Origin of the sequence: Hyphomicrobium sp., assembly GCF_035548195.1 — a bacterium.
Lineage (GTDB): Bacteria > Pseudomonadota > Alphaproteobacteria > Rhizobiales > Hyphomicrobiaceae > Hyphomicrobium_B.
Window position 1 is genome coordinate 207,675 of the sequence record NZ_DASZTY010000024.1, and the last position, 16,403, is coordinate 224,077.

The 16,403-nt window shown below is 57.9% G+C and carries 15 protein-coding genes and 1 pseudogene; 8 read left to right on the forward strand and 8 right to left on the reverse strand.

All coding sequences use genetic code 11. From position 1 onward, the window contains the following. Positions 1-27: 27 nt before the first annotated feature. A complete protein-coding gene (locus VHB22_RS09470; RefSeq protein WP_325456721.1) occupies positions 28-432 on the reverse strand; it encodes a heme-binding protein in 405 nt (134 codons plus the stop codon). Positions 433-562: 130 nt separating this feature from the next. Between VHB22_RS09470 and VHB22_RS09475 the strand changes: the two genes are divergently transcribed. The 3 genes from VHB22_RS09475 to VHB22_RS09485 all read left to right on the forward strand — a co-directional run bounded on the left by VHB22_RS09475 (position 563) and on the right by VHB22_RS09485 (position 3,753). Beyond that, positions 563-1,243, forward strand: a complete 681-nt coding sequence (locus VHB22_RS09475; protein WP_325456722.1) for a YggS family pyridoxal phosphate-dependent enzyme — start codon at positions 563-565, stop codon at positions 1,241-1,243. A gap of 131 nt (positions 1,244-1,374) precedes the next feature. Next, on the forward strand, positions 1,375-2,304 hold the full coding sequence (locus VHB22_RS09480) for a hypothetical protein (protein ID WP_325456723.1): 930 nt from the start codon (positions 1,375-1,377) through the stop codon (positions 2,302-2,304). 240 nt (positions 2,305-2,544) lie between these two features. Beyond that, on the forward strand, positions 2,545-3,753 hold the full coding sequence (locus VHB22_RS09485; RefSeq protein ID WP_325456724.1) for an ammonium transporter: 1,209 nt from the start codon (positions 2,545-2,547) through the stop codon (positions 3,751-3,753). Positions 3,754-3,770: 17 nt separating this feature from the next. Here VHB22_RS09485 and ppk2 read toward each other — a convergent pair whose 3' ends face one another. Together ppk2 and VHB22_RS09495 are read right to left on the reverse strand one after the other, a co-directional pair. Beyond that, positions 3,771-4,697 carry a polyphosphate kinase 2 gene (gene ppk2, locus VHB22_RS09490; RefSeq protein WP_325456725.1) on the reverse strand — a complete coding sequence of 309 codons (927 nt, stop codon included), beginning with the start codon at positions 4,695-4,697 and terminating at the stop codon, positions 3,771-3,773. Between the two features lie 223 nt (positions 4,698-4,920). After that, a pseudogene (locus VHB22_RS09495) lies at positions 4,921-5,406 on the reverse strand (aldo/keto reductase); the annotation flags it as partial. Positions 5,407-5,748: 342 nt separating this feature from the next. Here VHB22_RS09495 and VHB22_RS09500 point away from each other — a divergent pair. Next, positions 5,749-6,357: a hypothetical protein gene (locus VHB22_RS09500; protein ID WP_325456726.1), complete on the forward strand. Its 609-nt coding sequence runs from the start codon at positions 5,749-5,751 to the stop codon at positions 6,355-6,357. Positions 6,358-6,420: 63 nt separating this feature from the next. On the opposite strand, the gene VHB22_RS09505 is transcribed toward VHB22_RS09500, so the two are convergent. After that, positions 6,421-7,419: an MBL fold metallo-hydrolase gene (locus VHB22_RS09505; RefSeq protein WP_325456727.1), complete on the reverse strand. Its 999-nt coding sequence runs from the start codon at positions 7,417-7,419 to the stop codon at positions 6,421-6,423. A gap of 96 nt (positions 7,420-7,515) precedes the next feature. Between VHB22_RS09505 and VHB22_RS09510 the strand changes: the two genes are divergently transcribed. The 3 genes from VHB22_RS09510 to VHB22_RS09520 all read left to right on the forward strand — a co-directional run bounded on the left by VHB22_RS09510 (position 7,516) and on the right by VHB22_RS09520 (position 12,210). Then, complete coding sequence (locus VHB22_RS09510) at positions 7,516-8,316, forward strand: helix-turn-helix domain-containing protein (RefSeq protein WP_325456728.1); 801 nt, start codon at positions 7,516-7,518, stop codon at positions 8,314-8,316. 249 nt (positions 8,317-8,565) lie between these two features. Continuing rightward, entirely contained in the window at positions 8,566-11,283 is a 2,718-nt protein-coding gene (locus VHB22_RS09515) for an FtsK/SpoIIIE family DNA translocase (protein ID WP_414652729.1), read from the forward strand. Positions 11,284-11,466: 183 nt separating this feature from the next. Further along, a complete protein-coding gene (locus VHB22_RS09520; RefSeq protein WP_325456730.1) occupies positions 11,467-12,210 on the forward strand; it encodes a LolA family protein in 744 nt (247 codons plus the stop codon). Between the two features lie 313 nt (positions 12,211-12,523). Here the strand turns inward: VHB22_RS09520 and VHB22_RS09525 are convergent, their stop codons facing one another. Beyond that, positions 12,524-13,054: a cyclic nucleotide-binding domain-containing protein gene (locus VHB22_RS09525; protein ID WP_325456731.1), complete on the reverse strand. Its 531-nt coding sequence runs from the start codon at positions 13,052-13,054 to the stop codon at positions 12,524-12,526. A 180-nt stretch (positions 13,055-13,234) separates the two neighbouring features. Then, a complete protein-coding gene (locus VHB22_RS09530) occupies positions 13,235-13,921 on the reverse strand; it encodes a response regulator transcription factor (RefSeq protein WP_325456732.1) in 687 nt (228 codons plus the stop codon). Between the two features lie 255 nt (positions 13,922-14,176). On the opposite strand from VHB22_RS09530, the gene VHB22_RS09535 reads away from it, so the two are divergent. Next, positions 14,177-14,590, forward strand: coding sequence for a L,D-transpeptidase family protein (locus VHB22_RS09535; RefSeq protein ID WP_414652725.1), 414 nt, complete (start codon positions 14,177-14,179; stop codon positions 14,588-14,590). Between the two features lie 148 nt (positions 14,591-14,738). Here VHB22_RS09535 and VHB22_RS09540 read toward each other — a convergent pair whose 3' ends face one another. Both VHB22_RS09540 and VHB22_RS09545 read right to left on the reverse strand, forming a co-directional pair. Then, positions 14,739-16,241, reverse strand: a complete 1,503-nt coding sequence (locus VHB22_RS09540; RefSeq protein WP_325456733.1) for an ammonium transporter — start codon at positions 16,239-16,241, stop codon at positions 14,739-14,741. A gap of 51 nt (positions 16,242-16,292) precedes the next feature. Further along, a partial coding sequence (locus VHB22_RS09545) for a P-II family nitrogen regulator (protein WP_325456743.1) occupies positions 16,293-16,403 on the reverse strand: 111 nt, incomplete at its 5' end.

Consider the following 16,403-nt stretch of genomic DNA (forward strand, 5'->3'; position numbering starts at 1 on the left):
GCACGAGTTATATCTGCGAAACAAATATTAGCAGGTATGCGCGGACGCGCCGGCCTCGGCAACCGTCTGGTCCTGCACGCCGCTGCCGCCCGAGACACCAATCGCGCCGATGACGTTCCCCTTGGAATCCTTGAGCGGAATGCCCCCCGCGAAGATCATCACGCGGTCGTGGTTCGACACATGAATGCCATAGAACTGGTCGCCCGGCTGGCTGTTGTCAGCCAATTCCTTCGTCGAAATGTTGAAGGCCCGCGATGTGAATGCCTTGTTGATCGCGATGTTGATCGAACCGATCCAGGCGTTGTCCATGCGAATGTGCGCGAGAAGGTTTGCGCCTTCGTCAACGACGGCGATGTTCATGGGCTGGCCGATCTCAACGGCTTTCTTCTCGGCGGCGTCGATGATGCGGCGGGCGTCTGCAAGTTTCAGCATGGAAGCTCCTGTTTTATCAGCCGGGGGATGGGGTACCCATGTAAGTGCTTCATCCCTCTCGCAACATTGCGACACTTGTTCCTGAAGCGGCGGTGGCGCTATGGGAGGGAAGAAACAGACGAGGTCGAGTGTGACAAGCGACGGCTACCACGAATCCGCGCCAGAAGCGTTAAAGCGTGTAAAAGAAGAAATTATTGCGGCGGCGGAGGCTGCGAAGCGGCGGCCCGGCGATGTCAAGCTCATCGCGGTATCGAAAACGTTCGATGCCGATGCCGTGCGCCCCGTGCTTGCTGCCGGACAGCGCGAATTTGGTGAAAATCGTGTGCAAGAGGCCGAGCGCAAATGGCCCGCCCTTAAAACCGAATTTCCCGATGTTGAACTGCACCTGATCGGGCCGCTGCAATCCAACAAGGCCAAAGATGCCGTCGCGTTGTTCGATGCAATCCATACGATCGACCGTGAGAAGATTGCGCGCGCCATTGCAGATGAAATCTCGAAGCAAAAGCGGCCGCTCCAGCTATTCGTTCAGGTCAATACAGGAGAAGAGCCGCAGAAAGCGGGTATCTTCCCGCGCGAGGCCAAGGCGTTCGTCGAATTCTGCCGCGTGGAGCTCCAGCTTCCGCTCGTCGGGCTTATGTGCATCCCCCCGATCGACGAAGAGCCGGCCGTGCATTTTGCATTTCTTGCGAAGCTTGCGAAGGAAAGCGGTCTCGCGGGCCTGAGCATGGGAATGAGCGGCGACTTCGAAACAGCGATTGCGTTTGGGGCGACGCACGTGCGTGTCGGTAGCGCCATTTTCGGCGCACGTTAGGATCGTTTCGTACCTCGATCGTTTGTTTCCACTGCAATTTTTTGGGCCGCCGCATCCATTCCGGAGCGCGGTGCTAGGCTCTGCTGCTGATTCGGCGGTGTTTGCGCGTCGACATGCGATAGAGGCTCATCATGACCGCGTCTGCTCAGAAAAAAGATCCGATTGAAGCGAAGGCGAATGCCGCAGCCGCGGAGGCCGCGCACGACGCACGAGCGGAAGTCCTCGAGCAGGCAAAAGATAGTCCAGCTAAGAGCGCGGTTTCGAAGCTCAAGAAAGCCGAAAGGGATGCGGCCGCCGAGGCGCGCACGAAGTGGCACGACTTCCAGGTTCACGTTTGGATCACCAATTTCAACTCGATCGAATTCGGCCCGTGGAAGCACGAACGCAATCGCGGCAAGTCTCGGCAATTCACGACGGACATGGATATCTTCGCCGAGGTTGTCGAGAACGGAGAGCGCACCGGCGTCCTCGGCTATCGCAAGGAGCTTTGGAAAGATTCATCGGGCATGGACAAACGGCTTGTCTTCAAGCTGTTTTCGGAGACGCTGAACTGGAAGGCCAGCATGGACATGATGCTTGGCCGTTCGATTCAACAGACGCTCGCCGCGCGCGGGCTTCCCGTTACGACCTACTCAATCAATACGAGCGAGGATGACTATCTCGTCTATCTTGAGCGGTCGGCCAACAAATGGCCGCTGCTACCGGAGAATTTTTCGTTCTTCCTGATGCATGGGGGCGAACCGAAATTCTACCGGTTCCGCCGCGACTTCATCAATCTCGGGGGCGACTACACTTTGATCGATCAACACGGCGACCACGTCGGCCATATCGATGGCGCTGTGCTGACAATCGGCGGTAAATGGCGCTGCAAAGTGCGGGGGGACCACGCCGATCCACGTCTCATTCAGGTGATGAAGCTTTTCACCGGCATGATCGTTTTCAACCGCCAGGCCCGCCGTCATGTGAAGAGCCTCGCGGTCGACATTCGCGATGGTCGCGTGAAGCCCGACATCGAGCGCCAGGAAGCCGATCTTTATCTGAACCCGCGCCGTATCCGCTGACGCACGGCTCTCTGCCTTGAACTTGGGCAGATGCATTCCGGTAATTGCTGCTTTTCTAGGCGGCCCTCGCGCTCCTGTGCCTTGGCTCGTCGCATCAAGTCCCCGATCTGGCAGCGTTCCTGGGTAATATGCGGCTCTGGCATAAATCTTGATCACCTTGCCCGCCGACGCGGCGGATGGCCTGTTCTTCGGGCTGAAGTTCGCCTGCCGCGCATAAAAAATGGGCATGGGGGGATAGGGGTGGAACAGCAGCAAGGCGCTGACGTCTTTTTTCTATTGATGGGTGCGATCCTGGTGTTTGCAATGCACGGGGGCTTCGCATTTCTGGAAGTCGGGACCGTCAGGCATAAGAACCAGGTCAACGCGCTGGTTAAAATCCTGGTCGACTTCGCCATCTCGACTACGGTCTATTTCCTCATCGGCTATACGATTTCGTATGGGGTGACGTTCTTTGCTTCCGTGCAAACGATCAGCGGAGAGCACGGATATAATCTCGTCCGCTTCTTCTTTCTCGCGACGTTTGCCGCGGCGGTACCTGCGATCATTTCGGGCGGAATTGCGGAGCGCGCGCGTTTCATACCGCAGTGTGCGGCAACGGCGTTGATGGTTGGGATTGCTTATCCGCTCATCGAGGGCGTGGTTTGGAACAAAAACTTTGGGCTGCAGGATGGGTTTTTTGCATCGCTGCTCGGTGCACCTTTCAAGGACTTTGCCGGATCGATTGTCGTGCATGCTTTCGGCGGCTGGGCGGCGCTTGGGGCGGTTCGCCAATTGGGCGCTCGCATCGGACGCTACGATCGCGCGCGGCCAATGAGTCCGCCGCCCTCGTCGATCCCGTGGCTGGCGATGGGATCGTGGCTGCTCTGCATCGGCTGGTTCGGCTTCAATGTCATGAGTGCGCAGGATCTTAAGGCAATCTCGGGTCTTGTCGCGATCAATTCATTGATGGCGATGTGCGGAGGTATTCTTGCTGCTTTGATTGCGGGCCGGAACGATCCCGGCTTTGTTCACAACGGAGCGCTGGCAGGCTTAGTCGCGATCTGTGCAGGATCCGATATGATGCATCCGATCGGTGCGTTTGTTACTGGGGCAGTGGCAGGGGCTCTGTTCGTGACGATGTTTCAGATCTCGACGAACAAGTGGCAGATCGATGATGTTCTCGGCGTTTGGGCTTTGCACGGCTTGTGCGGTCTTTGGGGCGGTATCGCCTGCGGGATTTTCGGTTTGACGGCGCTGGGCGGGCTCGGCGGCGTGACGTTCCTATCGCAGCTCGTCGGTTCGATTCTTGGCGCGGCATTTGGATTTGCTGCCGGTACGATCGTCTACTGGCTCGCAGATTTCACATTCGGATTGCGTCTCTCTCCTGATGAGGAACGACGCGGCGCCGATATCTCGATCCACAAGATCAGTGCCAATCCGGAAGATGATGTGCGGATGGGGCGGCTTTAACGTCCGCCCATATGCACTCAGTATACTGCCGGCACATACATTTCTTCGGGAACGGGTTCGCGGAGATAGTCGGGGTTGTGCACGCGCGAGGGTAACGTCACGTGCTCGCGCGGAACCTCACGATAGGGAATCTGTGACAGCAGATGGTGAATGCAGTTGAGGCGCGCACGCTTTTTGTCGTCGGCATGGACGATCCACCACGGAGCCTCGGGAATATGGGTGCGTTCGAGCATCGCTTCCTTGGCCTTGGTGTAGGCTTCCCAACGGCGGCGAGATTCCAAGTCCATCGGTGACAGCTTCCACTGTTTAATCGGATCGTGGATGCGCATTTGGAAGCGCAGATGCTGTTCGTCGTCGGAGATCGAAAACCAATATTTGATCAATATGATGCCCGAGCGGACGAGCATCTTTTCGAATTCGGGGACGGTGCGAAAAAATTCTTCAACGTCGTCGTCGGAGCAAAAACCCATGACGCGCTCAACGCCGGCGCGATTGTACCAGGAGCGGTCGAACAGGACCATTTCGCCGCCGGCAGGCAGATGCGGAACATAGCGCTGGAAATACCACTGCGAGCGTTCGCGTTCGCTCGGCGCAGGCAATGCGACGACTCGTACGACACGGGGATTAAGGCGCTGGGTGATGCGTTTGATGACGCCGCCTTTACCGGCGGCATCGCGGCCTTCGAACAGCACGACGACTTTCAGTTTCTGGCCGACGACCCAATCCTGCAGTTTCACCAGCTCCCGTTGTAAACGGAAGAGTTCCTTGAAGTAGATTCGACGGTTCAAAAGGTCCCGATCGGCGCCAGCGTCCCGGTCTTCAAGCAGTCGCTGAAGCCGGTCGTCGTCCATTTCCATCTCAAGCTCTTCATCGAAGCTATCGGCGATTTCCGCTTCAATGCGCGCATTCGCCCGATCGGGATGCTTGTCCTGGTCGTCCGTCATTCTTCGTTCCTGTTTCTGGTGCGTTTAGACACAGATAGCCGAACCACACGCAAAGGATGCGACACGGATGTGACAGGTTTGGATGTTGGATGGATTTGGCTTTTTGCAACTGCCTATACAGGAGGTGGATTGCGCTCGGCAAATCCCGCCTGGTGCCAATAGGGATAGGGCTTCGTCACCGCGCTGGCGGCATCGAGTTTTTTGATTTGGTCCGGTGTCAAATTCCCGAGAAATTCGAGATGCCGACATAACGAATTTTGCCGGCGCGGACGAGATGATCGAGCGTTGAAAGAATTTCTTCCGGCGGTGTCATGGCATCGAAGCCGTGCAGCTGAAAGATGTCGATGTGATCCGTTTGAAGACGTTTCAAAGCTTCGTCGCATGTCTTCAAAATATGAAAGCGGGATGAGCCCACTGCGTTCGGATCGCCGCTAAAGCGAAACGTCGCTTTCGTTGAAATGAGGACTTTATCGCGGCGTCCCTTCAGGGCTTCTCCTAGAACTTCCTCGGATGCGCCGTTGGAATAGATGTCGGCCGTGTCGAATAGCGTGACACCTGCGTCAAGGCAGAGATCGATCATGCGGCGCGCTTCCGCGACGTCCGTCGAGCCCCACGCTCTGAAGAACTCGCTAGCGCCGCCGAAGGTGGCCGCACCAAAACTCAAAAGCGGAACGGTCAATCCTGACGCACCAAGCCGGCGATATTCCACCGGTGTTCCCCGAAATGCGAAATTGTAAATATTGCGGCGGCGAAATGCGGATGATCGCCACGGCAACACGCCATATAGGCGTGCGGTGGCGACTTAAAATCCGATCACAGATGAAGAAAAAACACTCGTAATCTTCACAATTTTTTCGCTCATTAGTAGTGAACGGATCATCCCGTCACGGATCAATTCAAGCTAAGTTTTTAGAAAATCGGAATAAATCTCCGTACGCGCGGCAGTTGCATCGATAGACGACGATATGCCGCGCGGCGAATCCTCTCTTGTTTCCGCCGCATTAGCCCGCTCGATGCGCGCCGTTTGTGAAGACAAGTGAGGAGAGTAACCATGCGATTGAGCTTGTTCGCAATGGCGGCGCTGCTGGCAGTTCTCGTCGGTATGCCGTCAGTCGAGGCTCATCCGTACTACGGCTACAAGAGTCATCGGATTGAGCGCACGCATGCGAAATGGTCATCTAAGAGACGGTATGTGAACCGTTCCTATTCGCAGCGTCGCGGATATCGTCATTCGCACTACGCTCATCGGGGCCGTTCCTACAGCCGATATGCTTCCAGGCGTTCATACGGTCGGTCAGCATATCGTCGGGGCCACTACGGCAGGCAATATGCGCAGCGTCGTGGCTATAAGCACTATGCACGGCATCGGAGCTATGGGCGCCGGTACGCGTCGGTCGGTGGACGTCCGCGCGCTTGGTGCGGCTGGTGGATGCGCACGCAGCTTGGTGGGGGGCCGGAATATAACTTGGCAGCTAATTGGCGCCATTACGGTCGTCCTAGCGGTCCGCAGGTCGGTGCCGTGGTCGTTTGGCCTCATCATGTCGGCATCATCACTGGACGTGCCGCAAATGGTCGTTGGATCGTAAAGTCGGGCAACGACGGCAACCGCGTTCGTGAGCGGCCGATGTCTGTTGCAGGCGCCGTGTTCCGGATGGGCTGAAGGCACACCAGGGCAGGCCGAACATCCGGCCTGCCCGCTTGATTTTGAGACTATGGCGTTGCCTCAAAGGTTGAGCTGATAGGTGTGCTGGAGCCAGCGATAGCGGCCCGGGGTGATTCTTTCGACATAACCTATCGACGGGAACGGCATGTGATAGCCGATGACCGGAAGCCGGTCGGTTGCTGCCATGTCGTAGATGCGGCGGCGGGTTGCGGCAGCGAGCGGCTTATCGGCATCAAAAACACAGTGCCAGCCCGGTTCTGCAAGCGATGCGACTTGGTGATGTGCGCAGTCGCCCCACCAGAGCAGCGATTTGCCTTGGCTTTCAATTACAAATGCCAAATGCCCCGGTGTGTGACCGTAAGCTTCAACTGCGCGGATGCCGGTCACAATGTCGTCGCCAGGTTTGATAAACTTGAACCGGTCAACGACTGGCTTTGAATTTTCTCTATAAACGCGCGCGAATTTTTCGAGATCGTCGCTCAGCTTTCCCTCTGACGACCAGAAGTCATGTTCGACTTGGTTGATCACGTACCGGGCATTGGGAAAGAGCGGTTTGCCACCTTCGATGATGCCGCCGATATGGTCGGGGTGGCCGTGGCTCAGCAGAACGATGTCGATGTCTTCGGGCCGGAACCCGGCTGGTCCGAGTTGCGCTGCGAGCCATCCGCCGTTCGGACGCGGAACGAAACCGTTGGCACCATTTCCGGCATCCATCAGGATCAGCTCTTTTCCGGTATTGACGATCGTCGGTGTGAAGCCGGGCTGATATTTGGTTTCCGGAAGAAGATTATCGTGCATCAGCCTTTGCACGTCCGATTCGCGCGCATTTGCGCCGATGATTGGAAACGGCCCGTCGATAAAAACCTCGGAATCGGAAATGGTCGTGAGTTCGAATGTTCCGAGTTTGAACCGATAATATTTGGGCTGCCAACTCCCTAGCATGGCCGCTGCGGCGGAGGCTTTCTTGGCCAGTCCGGTTGTCAGAATCGGAACGGCTGCAAGGCAAACGCCGGTCGATAGAAGCTGACGGCGATCGAATTCGGGTGCGAGACGTTTCATCGGAGTGCGTGTTCCTTATTGCGTATTGCCCTCCGGTTTGTTCGCGATTTAGATGCCAGAGGTGCCCCAACGTATGGCGTCAACGGAGGTTCGCGCTTGAACGAAACTGCTACTCCTAGGCCGGAAAGTTTGCGGCCGTTGTGGCATGTCGGCAGGGCGCGCATGCTGTTCGCGGGATGTCTCGGCCGAAACGCACCTCACAGCCACAGCACGTCGGTGCTTCTCGCGGGAATTTACGACCGCTTCGATCTCAAAGTCGGAGCGGCGGGTTGGTTACGCTGCCGCACCGCTGTCATTCGCGCGGGCGTGCCTTATGAATTCGATGCCGGGGGCCGACCTTTCGCCGTCATTTACATCGAGCCGAATGCAACCTCGGCGGAAGGTCTTGTCGCGCTCATCAGCGAAACCCGGGAAGTTTCCGGCGCCATCGTCGGAGAGGATGGCGAGCTGTCTGTTATTCGCGCTCTCTATGAAGATGCTCAAAGCGCGGACTGGGCAGGACTCGCGATTGAGGATCTTGTCGGTTTTGCGCGGAGGAAGGCGCGGAGGACAACCGATCTCCGCGTCGCTTATACAATTAATTCTCTGACTTCGAAGACCACAATCGAGGTGGACAGCTGGTCGTCGAACTTGCCGAGAGTTCGGCTCGCCGCGTTGGCGGTCGGGCTCTCAACGTCGCGATTCCAGCATGTCTTCAAGAACGAGGTCGGCGTTTCCTATCGACGCTATCTCGCTTGGCTCAGAATGCGTGCCGCGATTCGTGATGTCGTGGAGGGAAGCACGCTGGCGATGGCGGCCCACGGCGCAGGTTATTGTGATCAACCCCACTTCGCGCGTGAGTTTCGGCGGATTTTTGGGGCGCCGGCGTCACGGAGTTTGCTGCGGGTCCGAGGCTGAGCGGGACTGGACAAGCGTCCTTCACCGCCTTTTTCTTGTATGAGCATAACGAAGGGCTCGGGACGGTAACCATATGGCAAGGCCAACGCGTCAAGGTTACTTCGGCACACTCTTTCAGGCCCACTGAGAGGTACGGCCCGGCGGCCTCTTTCTTCAGATGCTCTGTCGGTGCGGGCGCTCGCTGGCCGTCTGAAGGAATGCTCGAACGCACGAATTTCCGTGCTGCGTCAAAGATGTACGTTCGCTGAGATGTCGCTCGACACGAGAGGAATTGATCCTCAGCGGCTGCTCCCGCAGTCGTTGGAAGACCGGCTCCTAGGCTGGCTGACCCGCTTCGGCGGAATGCTGCTGCTTGCCGGAACAGTTCTGATATGGGCGAGCTTGGTTTCATGGTCGGTGCTCGATCCAAGCCTTACGCATACGACGACGGCTCAGGCGCGCAATTTTACCGGTCCTGTCGGTGCCATCGTTTCCGATCTGATGTTCCAAACTCTCGGCTTCGCCGCCGTCGTCGCTCTGATTGCGCCATTCGTTTGGAGCCTCGAAATGATCCGCTCGGAGCGGGTCGAAAGCGGCCGCTCGAAACTCGGTTTCTATCCGATGTCCGTGTTGGCGATTGCGGGAGCCGTGTCGGCGCTACCTCTTTATGACGGCTGGCCGCTGCGCCACGGATACGGCGGCCTGCTCGGCGATGCGATGCTGCATCTGGTGACCAAGGTTTTCGCCGTCATCAACGAAGACCGTGCGCCGATGGCTGCCGGGCTCGTTCTTGCTGCGGCGGCGGCTCAGCTTTCGGGTAAGGCGATCGGCTTTGAGGCGGAAGTCGTTGCGAAAGCGATGTGGCGGTCATTCTGCGCGTCGCTGCGTTACGCGATGACGAGGCCGCGCGAAGACACCTTCGGCGCCGCCTCGCGCATAACCAACGAAAGGGCCAGCGGGGTACGGTCTTGGTTCGGTAGGCGGTCCGGCGCGCTTATGAGGGCGGGCCAGAATTCACAGTCGTCTTACACGCCGCTCGAAGCTTTTGGATCGGTTCAGCCTGCTGCGCCAAGTCTCGGCCACGCGCCGGATGCGCGGGCAGCGCTCGAACTCGAACTGCCTTTCGATGAGCCTCGCGGTCGCGAGCGGCAGTTTGCAGATCACACGCTGGCCATGCCGCCTTTGCCGAAGGGTTCCGAACATCGGAGTGATTCTGAGCTCGGTATCGAGGATGTGTCGGATAACTTTCTTGAGCCGGACTACGACTTCGACGATAACATCGAGGATTCGAGCCGAGCCATTGCGGCGCGTTTCGCTCCGGCGTCGAGCAATGCTGCTGTGCCGCGTGCGGCTGCGGCTCCGCGGCGTCCGGTCGAGCGTGCTACGCCTCCGCCCATTCCCAATCCAGAACCCGCGCCCGCGCCTGTTGCAAAGGTGGCAAATAGCCTGCTCGGCGGTCTTCGCAATAGCAGCGCATCGCAGTGGCGGCGGCCGACGCTCAACGTTTTCAAGCGTCCGGCGGCAGTCAAGCCCCAGGCCGAGCTTTCGCAGACCGTCATGCGCGGCAACGCGCGGCTGTTGGAAGACGTTCTCGCCGACTTTGGCGTCAAGGGCGAGGTCAAGGACATACGGCCTGGGCCCGTCGTAACGCTTTATGAATTCGAGCCATCGCGCGGAACGAAGTCGTCGCGCGTGATCGGGCTTGCGGAGGATATCGCGCGTTCGATGAGCCTCGTGAGCGTCCGCGCCGCTGTCGTTCCTGGCCGCAACGCTATCGGTCTCGAATTGCCGAATGCCCGGCGGGAAACGGTTCTTCTCCGCGAGATTCTCGAGGCCGATCCGTTCAAGTCGGATACGATGGCGTTGCCGCTCGGTCTCGGCAAGTCGATCCAAGGCGAGCCGGTCGTCGCCGATCTTGCGCGGATGCCGCATCTTCTCGTGGCGGGCACGACGGGTTCGGGCAAGTCCGTCGGCATCAATGCGATGGTTCTTTCATTGCTCTACCGGCATTCGCCCGAAGATTGCCGGATGCTCATGATCGACCCCAAGATGCTGGAGCTTTCGGTTTATAATGGCATTCCGCATCTGTTGACGCCGGTCATCACCGATCCGCACAAGGCCGTCGCGGCACTGAACTGGGCCGTGCGTGAGATGGAAGAGCGCTATAAGCGCATGGCAGCGCTTTCGGTGCGCAACATCGACGTCTTCAACAATCGCGTGCGGAATGCGAAGAAGCGGGGCGAGATTCTCTCGCGTACCGTTCAAACAGGTTTCGATAAATCCGGTCAGGCGCGTTTCGAAACGCAGCAAATGGAATTGGAGCCGTTTCCGCGGATCGTTCTGATTGTCGACGAGTTCGCAGACCTGATGATTGTTGCCGGGCGCGAAGTCGAAGCGTCGGTGCAGCGTCTCGCCCAAATGGCGCGCGCCGCCGGTATTCACCTGATCATGGCGACGCAGCGGCCTTCCGTCGACATCATTACGGGAACGATCAAAGCGAATTTCCCGACGCGTATTTCCTACAAGGTGACATCGAAAATCGACAGCCGCACGATTTTGAACGAACAAGGCGCGGAGCAACTGCTTGGGCAGGGGGACATGCTTTATTCGACAGGCGCCGGGCAATTCGTGCGCGTTCACGGCGCCTATGTTTCGGATGAGGAGGTCGTCGCGTTTGCCGATGTTCTCAGAAGCGAAGGCGCACCGAATTACGTCGAAGGCATCACCGATGCGCCGCCGCAATCCGAGATTGCGCCAAACTCGCAGGGAACGGGCGAGGAAGATCTGTACGATCGTGCTGTTGCCATCGTGATGCGTGATGGAAAGGCGTCAACGAGCTACATTCAGCGTCGCCTGTCCATCGGTTACAACCGTGCTGCCGATCTCATCGAGCGGATGGAGCGGGAAGGTTTGATCTCGGCGGCGAACAATGTAGGAAAACGCGAAATCTTAGCCGCTCGCGGGACGGGCACGGATGCTGCAGCATAGCCTTTGAGGATAATGCTCCGCCGGATATGATCCCTTGCAGCTTGCACTTCACATTCGGAAGGCATTACCCATTGCAAGAGGCGAATCGCCAAGTTCTGGACGCATTCTTTGTCGAAACGGGTAATCTGCGAGTGGAGCCCGCTGGGCTCTAGGCTCTTGGGGGGCCGCGCGATGGGGAGATATATGAGGGATTTCCGGCGCCTGTTGGCCGTTGCTGCGGTCACGACGTTTGCATTTGGCGGCAACGCTTTGGGCCAAGACGCTGACGGTCCGACGAATACAATCGCAAATCCAATCGTCAGCCACGGCAAGCCATCCGTCAAAGGTTGGACGGGAGAAGTCTCCCCGACGAACAACGACGGCAGCATGGTACTCGATGCGCAGCAGACGAAGCTGGTCCAGAAAGTCAGCGATTATTTCGGCTCATTGCAAAGCCTGAAAGGGGCCTTTGTCCAAATAGATCCGGACAACAAGCGGATGAGGGGCAAGTTTTACGTCAAGCGGCCCGGCCGCTTCCGGTTCGATTATGCACTGCCATCGCGGCAGATCATCGTTTCGGACGGACAGAATCTCGCCATTCAGGATCTCGATTTGAATAACGAGGATCGCGTCTCGCTCGATCAGACGCCCTTCCGGCTTCTCCTTCGCAAAGACGTCGATCTTTTACGGGATGCGAAAATCACCGAGGTGCAGCAGGCGGACGACCTCATCGTGCTCGGTCTCGAAGACAAGGACCCTGACGCTCCCGGAAAAATCAAGCTCTATTTGGCGACGAAGCCCGCCATGGAATTGAAAGAATGGGTGACGACCGACGCGCAGGGATTGGACACTCGCGTGGAGCTTACCGGGCTCCAAAAGAGCGATGACCTTGATGGAAATTTGTTTAAAATTCAACCACTTGGGCCGAAGCGTTCAACGCCGAACTAGTAAATTCGCTGGCGAATCAGGGTGTTGCGCAATTGCCTAAAGGCAATGCGTAAGCTGTGGATAATTCTATCGCCAAATTCACATTTTCGTGAAGGGCTCTTTGGGCCCCTATTGAATTCCCATGCTTTGCGCTTAAGTCAAAGCCATGCAGGTGGCGTCACCCTGTATTCGGTAGTGCCCCCCGTCTAGCCGAAGACGCCGCCTCTGGTATCGGTTTCCCTCCCGATGCCGAGCGCGATAAGCGCATAGCGCCCAGTCCCTCCCCCCGGGACTGGGCGCCCTCGTTTCTGGAGCTTTTTATTTTCCCTCTGATCTAGTGTGCGGCGTGCGGTTCTCGTTGCGTCTCAAGCGTAAGTTGTGCGGTCCTCTGCGTGTTTGGATTCCCGTTTGCGGATCTTGAAAGCAAGTTGTCGACGGCAAGCAAATCCTGCGCGATCGCATGTACGCGCTTTAGGATGTGCGACGAGAAATGCGCCGTGAGATCGGCATCCTGCAACATCAGCTCTTGAATTTTTTCACGAGGGAGGCGGAGAGCTTTCACCTGATCCTTCGCAATGACGGTTGCCGAATGGGGAAAATCGATGAGCATAGCAAGCTCGGCTATCAAAGCACCTTCAGGCAATAATTCTTCGCGTTTTGTGTCGCCCGCTTTCGCTTGTCGGGTGCAGATTCCCGAGACGATGAGGATAGCGGCGTCGCTCGTATCATCTTCTGCGACGATGATATCGCCCGGACGATAGATGATGCGCTCAGCCCGGCGCGCGATTTCGTTCAATTGCTGCGGCTTCAGATCGCAAAAGAGCGGCAGTGACAGAAAAGACTTGACGAGGGCGTCGGTGGCCATCGGTCCATTCGCAACAAAAGTGAAATCGCTGAGACGCAGCTGAAAGACCGCGCCTCGCCGGCTCCCGCGAAGCCAGCTCATTATTCAATACATGAGTCATGTGCGAACTGAACGCTGGCAGTGAAAAAGGATGGAAGGTGTCTGTGGACGGGTGTTTGTGACGCAACGCCGATATGCTTGCTACGGTGCCAACTTGTAGCCGCCGCTTTCGGTAATGAGCAGCTCGGCGTTCGAGGGGTCTTTTTCTATCTTCTGACGCAACCGGTAGATGTGGGTTTCGAGCGTGTGTGTGGTGACGCCTGCGTTGTAGCCCCAGACTTCATGAAGGAGGACGTCGCGCGAGACGACCTTGTCGCCGGATCGATAGAGATATTTCAGGATCGAGGTTTCTTTTTCGGTCAGGCGGATTTTGCTGCCCGACTGGTCGACCAGAAGCTTGGACGCCGGTTTGAAGGTATAATGTCCGATGGCAAAAACGGCATCTTCGCTTTGCTCATGTTGACGAAGCTGGGCCCGAATGCGTGCAAGAAGAACTGCGAATTTAAATGGCTTTAGAACGTAGTCGTTGGCACCGGCATCGAGTCCAAGGATTTGATCCGCATCCGAGGTATTTCCAGTCAACATGACGATTGGAGTTTTATATCCGGATTTGCGAAGAAGCTTCACCGCTTCACGGCCATCCATGTCGGGTAGGCCAACGTCAAAGACGACGAGATCAAACCGTCCCGTCTTGGCTGCTTCTATGCCTTTGCTTGCAGTGCCCGCTTCGAAGACCTCGAACTCATCATGCAGGATGAGTTGGTCTTTCAGGGAGGTGCGCAAATCTTCGTCGTCATCGACGAGAAGGACCTTTCGGGCCGTGCTCATGGAGAAGGGCTCCAGTTTTTCTTGGACAGCATCGGGGCGCTGAAGACTAGCATCGCGTGCGGGCGCAACATAGGCTTTGCTAGCAAACAGACAAGAGGAATGGCCAGTTCCACCATGCCTTCAAGAAGGTCGATACAACGGCGTCGTGTGCCAGCCAAGCTCATTGTCAGGGCATTGAATGCGGCCGCGCCGCGGGGCCGGCTGCAGTTTGGTCCGTTTTGCGTCCCTTGTGCGCTCGGACACGGGGGAATCAAAGTGTTAAAACGCGAGGGCGATGGAGCGACGCCGCGCGGTCGTTTTAGACTACGCGGTGCCTATTTCAGGCCCGATGCGGCGGCGCGGCCGCGAACTGCGCTCGAAGTAAGGGCCATTCGCAAAAGCGATGGTTGGTGCGACAGTCGATACGATCGAAACTATAATCGGCCTGTCACCCTGCCTTACGCAAGAGGCTGCGAGCGGCTTTGGCGGGAAGACCGACTTTACGACATCATCGTTGTGCTCGGCTATAATGATCGTCCGCGCGTCAAGAATCGCGGCAGCGCCATCTTCATGCATATTGCGAAGCTGGGGCTTCTTCCAACCGAAGGATGCATTGCTTTACGCGCGAACGATTTGAGGCGTGTGCTGCAATTCGTATCGTGTCGAAGCGAGATCGTCATCCAGCCCTAACGGCTTCGTCCGGGAAATCGCCAGAGATAAATAAAAAAAGCCCGGCCGCACGAGGCGCCGGGCTAAGTTGAGCACGTCTAGGTGGAGACGCGTGCTCGGGAGAGCGTAGCGATGCCCCGCGGTTTCGATGGAGCCGCGGGGCGATGCCTCAGTAGTGGTAGGCACTCTCGCCGTGATCGGTGATGTCGAGTCCTTCGCGCTCTCGCTCTTCAGAGGGACGAAGTCCGACGAGGATATCGACCAGCTTGAAAAGGATCGCCGAACCAATGCCGCTCCAAAGAAGCGTCATGCCGACCATCTTGGACTGAGCGAGCATCTGTGCAGCCATATCGTAGGTGCCTGCTACCATTTCTCCAGGCTTCGAGATGTAGTCGGCAATGCCCGCGCCGCCCCAATCGGGGTTGACCAGCAAACCCGTGGCTAACGCGCCGATAATGCCGCCGACGCAGTGGACGCCGAAGACATCCAGGCTGTCATCGTATCCCAGTGCGCTCTTGATGGCCGAGCAGAAGAAGAAGCAGATTGGGCTGACGACGAGGCCGAGGACGATCGATCCCATGACGCCGGAGAAGCCGCACGCCGGTGTGATCGCGACGAGACCGGCAACGACGCCCGATGCAAGGCCGAGCGCGGATGGTTTCCCCTTGGCGATCCATTCGACGATCATCCAGGAGAGGGCAGCCGCGCACGTTGCGATGAAGGTGTTGATGAAGACCTGGCCTGCAAACTGGTTGGCCTCAAGACCCGATCCGACGTTGAACCCAAACCAGCCGACCCACAGCAGTGCCGCGCCGATCATGCAGTTCACCAGCGAGTGTGGGGGCATCGGCTCTTTGCCGTAGCCGATGCGCGGTCCGAGGATGAGTGCGCCGACAAGACCGGCAATGCCGGCATTGATGTGAACGACGGTGCCACCAGCGAAGTCCAGCGCACCCCATTTGAACCCAATTCCCGCATCGTTCATGACAGCGTCAAAGGCAGCCTGGGCCTGGGCTTTGGCGTCCCCGGTTGCAGCGGCCAACGCTTTTGCCGCGTTTGCAAAGGCGTCAGGCCCGCCCCAGTACCAGACCATGTGCGCTATGGGGAAGTAGATGAAGGTTGCCCAAAGCGCCATGAAGAGCAGCATTGCGGAGAACTTCAGACGTTCGGCGACTGCGCCCAGGATCAGGCCCGGGGTGATGCATGCGAAGGTCATTTGGAAGACGATGTAGACGTATTCCGGAATGTAGACTCCGTTGGAGAACGTTCCGGCGAGACTGTTGGCATCGACCCCTTTGAGGAAAGCTTTCGAGAAGCCGCCGACGAAGTCGTTCAGCGCGCCACCGTTGGTGAAGGCCATCGAATACCCGTAGAGCACCCATATGATGCCGACGAGGCAGAGCGTTGCGAAGACCTGCATGAACATCGAGAGCATGTTCTTGGTGCGCACGAGGCCACCGTAGAAGAGGGCGAGACCCGGCACGGTCATCAGCAGCACAAGGACCGCCGCCGTATACATAAATGCCGTGTCGCCCTTGTTCGGTACCGGCGGCGGCGCAGCCGGGGCGGCGGCGGTTGCCGCGTCCTGAGCGAGTGCCGGATCGATTAGAAGCGCGACCGCGCCGAGGGCCCCCAGGACCCCGGCACACCGCGCTATGGTTCGAAGCTTCATGTTGTGTGCTCCCTGATTGAACGAAAACGGAATGCGCATTGCGAGGAACCGCTAGAGCGCGTCGTCGTCGGATTCGCCGGTGCGAATGCGAACGGTGTGCTCAATGGATGAGACGAAGATCTTGCCGTCGCCGATCTGGCCGGTTTTCGCGGCGCGCTGGAT

Excerpts from the sequence above, each read along its gene's own strand:
- VHB22_RS09470 (WP_325456721.1), bottom strand. The coding sequence starts at position 432 with ATGCTGAAACTTGCAGACGCCCGCCGCATCATCGACGCCGCCGAGAAG.
- VHB22_RS09480 (WP_325456723.1), top strand. The coding sequence starts at position 1,375 with ATGACCGCGTCTGCTCAGAAAAAAGATCCGATTGAAGCGAAGGCGAAT.
- ppk2 (WP_325456725.1), bottom strand. The coding sequence starts at position 4,697 with ATGACGGACGACCAGGACAAGCATCCCGATCGGGCGAATGCGCGCATT.
- VHB22_RS09500 (WP_325456726.1), top strand. The coding sequence starts at position 5,749 with ATGCGATTGAGCTTGTTCGCAATGGCGGCGCTGCTGGCAGTTCTCGTC.
- VHB22_RS09505 (WP_325456727.1), bottom strand. The coding sequence starts at position 7,419 with ATGAAACGTCTCGCACCCGAATTCGATCGCCGTCAGCTTCTATCGACC.
- VHB22_RS09515 (WP_414652729.1), top strand. The coding sequence starts at position 8,566 with ATGTCGCTCGACACGAGAGGAATTGATCCTCAGCGGCTGCTCCCGCAG.
- VHB22_RS09520 (WP_325456730.1), top strand. The coding sequence starts at position 11,467 with ATGAGGGATTTCCGGCGCCTGTTGGCCGTTGCTGCGGTCACGACGTTT.
- VHB22_RS09525 (WP_325456731.1), bottom strand. The coding sequence starts at position 13,054 with ATGGCCACCGACGCCCTCGTCAAGTCTTTTCTGTCACTGCCGCTCTTT.
- VHB22_RS09530 (WP_325456732.1), bottom strand. The coding sequence starts at position 13,921 with ATGAGCACGGCCCGAAAGGTCCTTCTCGTCGATGACGACGAAGATTTG.
- VHB22_RS09540 (WP_325456733.1), bottom strand. The coding sequence starts at position 16,241 with ATGAAGCTTCGAACCATAGCGCGGTGTGCCGGGGTCCTGGGGGCCCTC.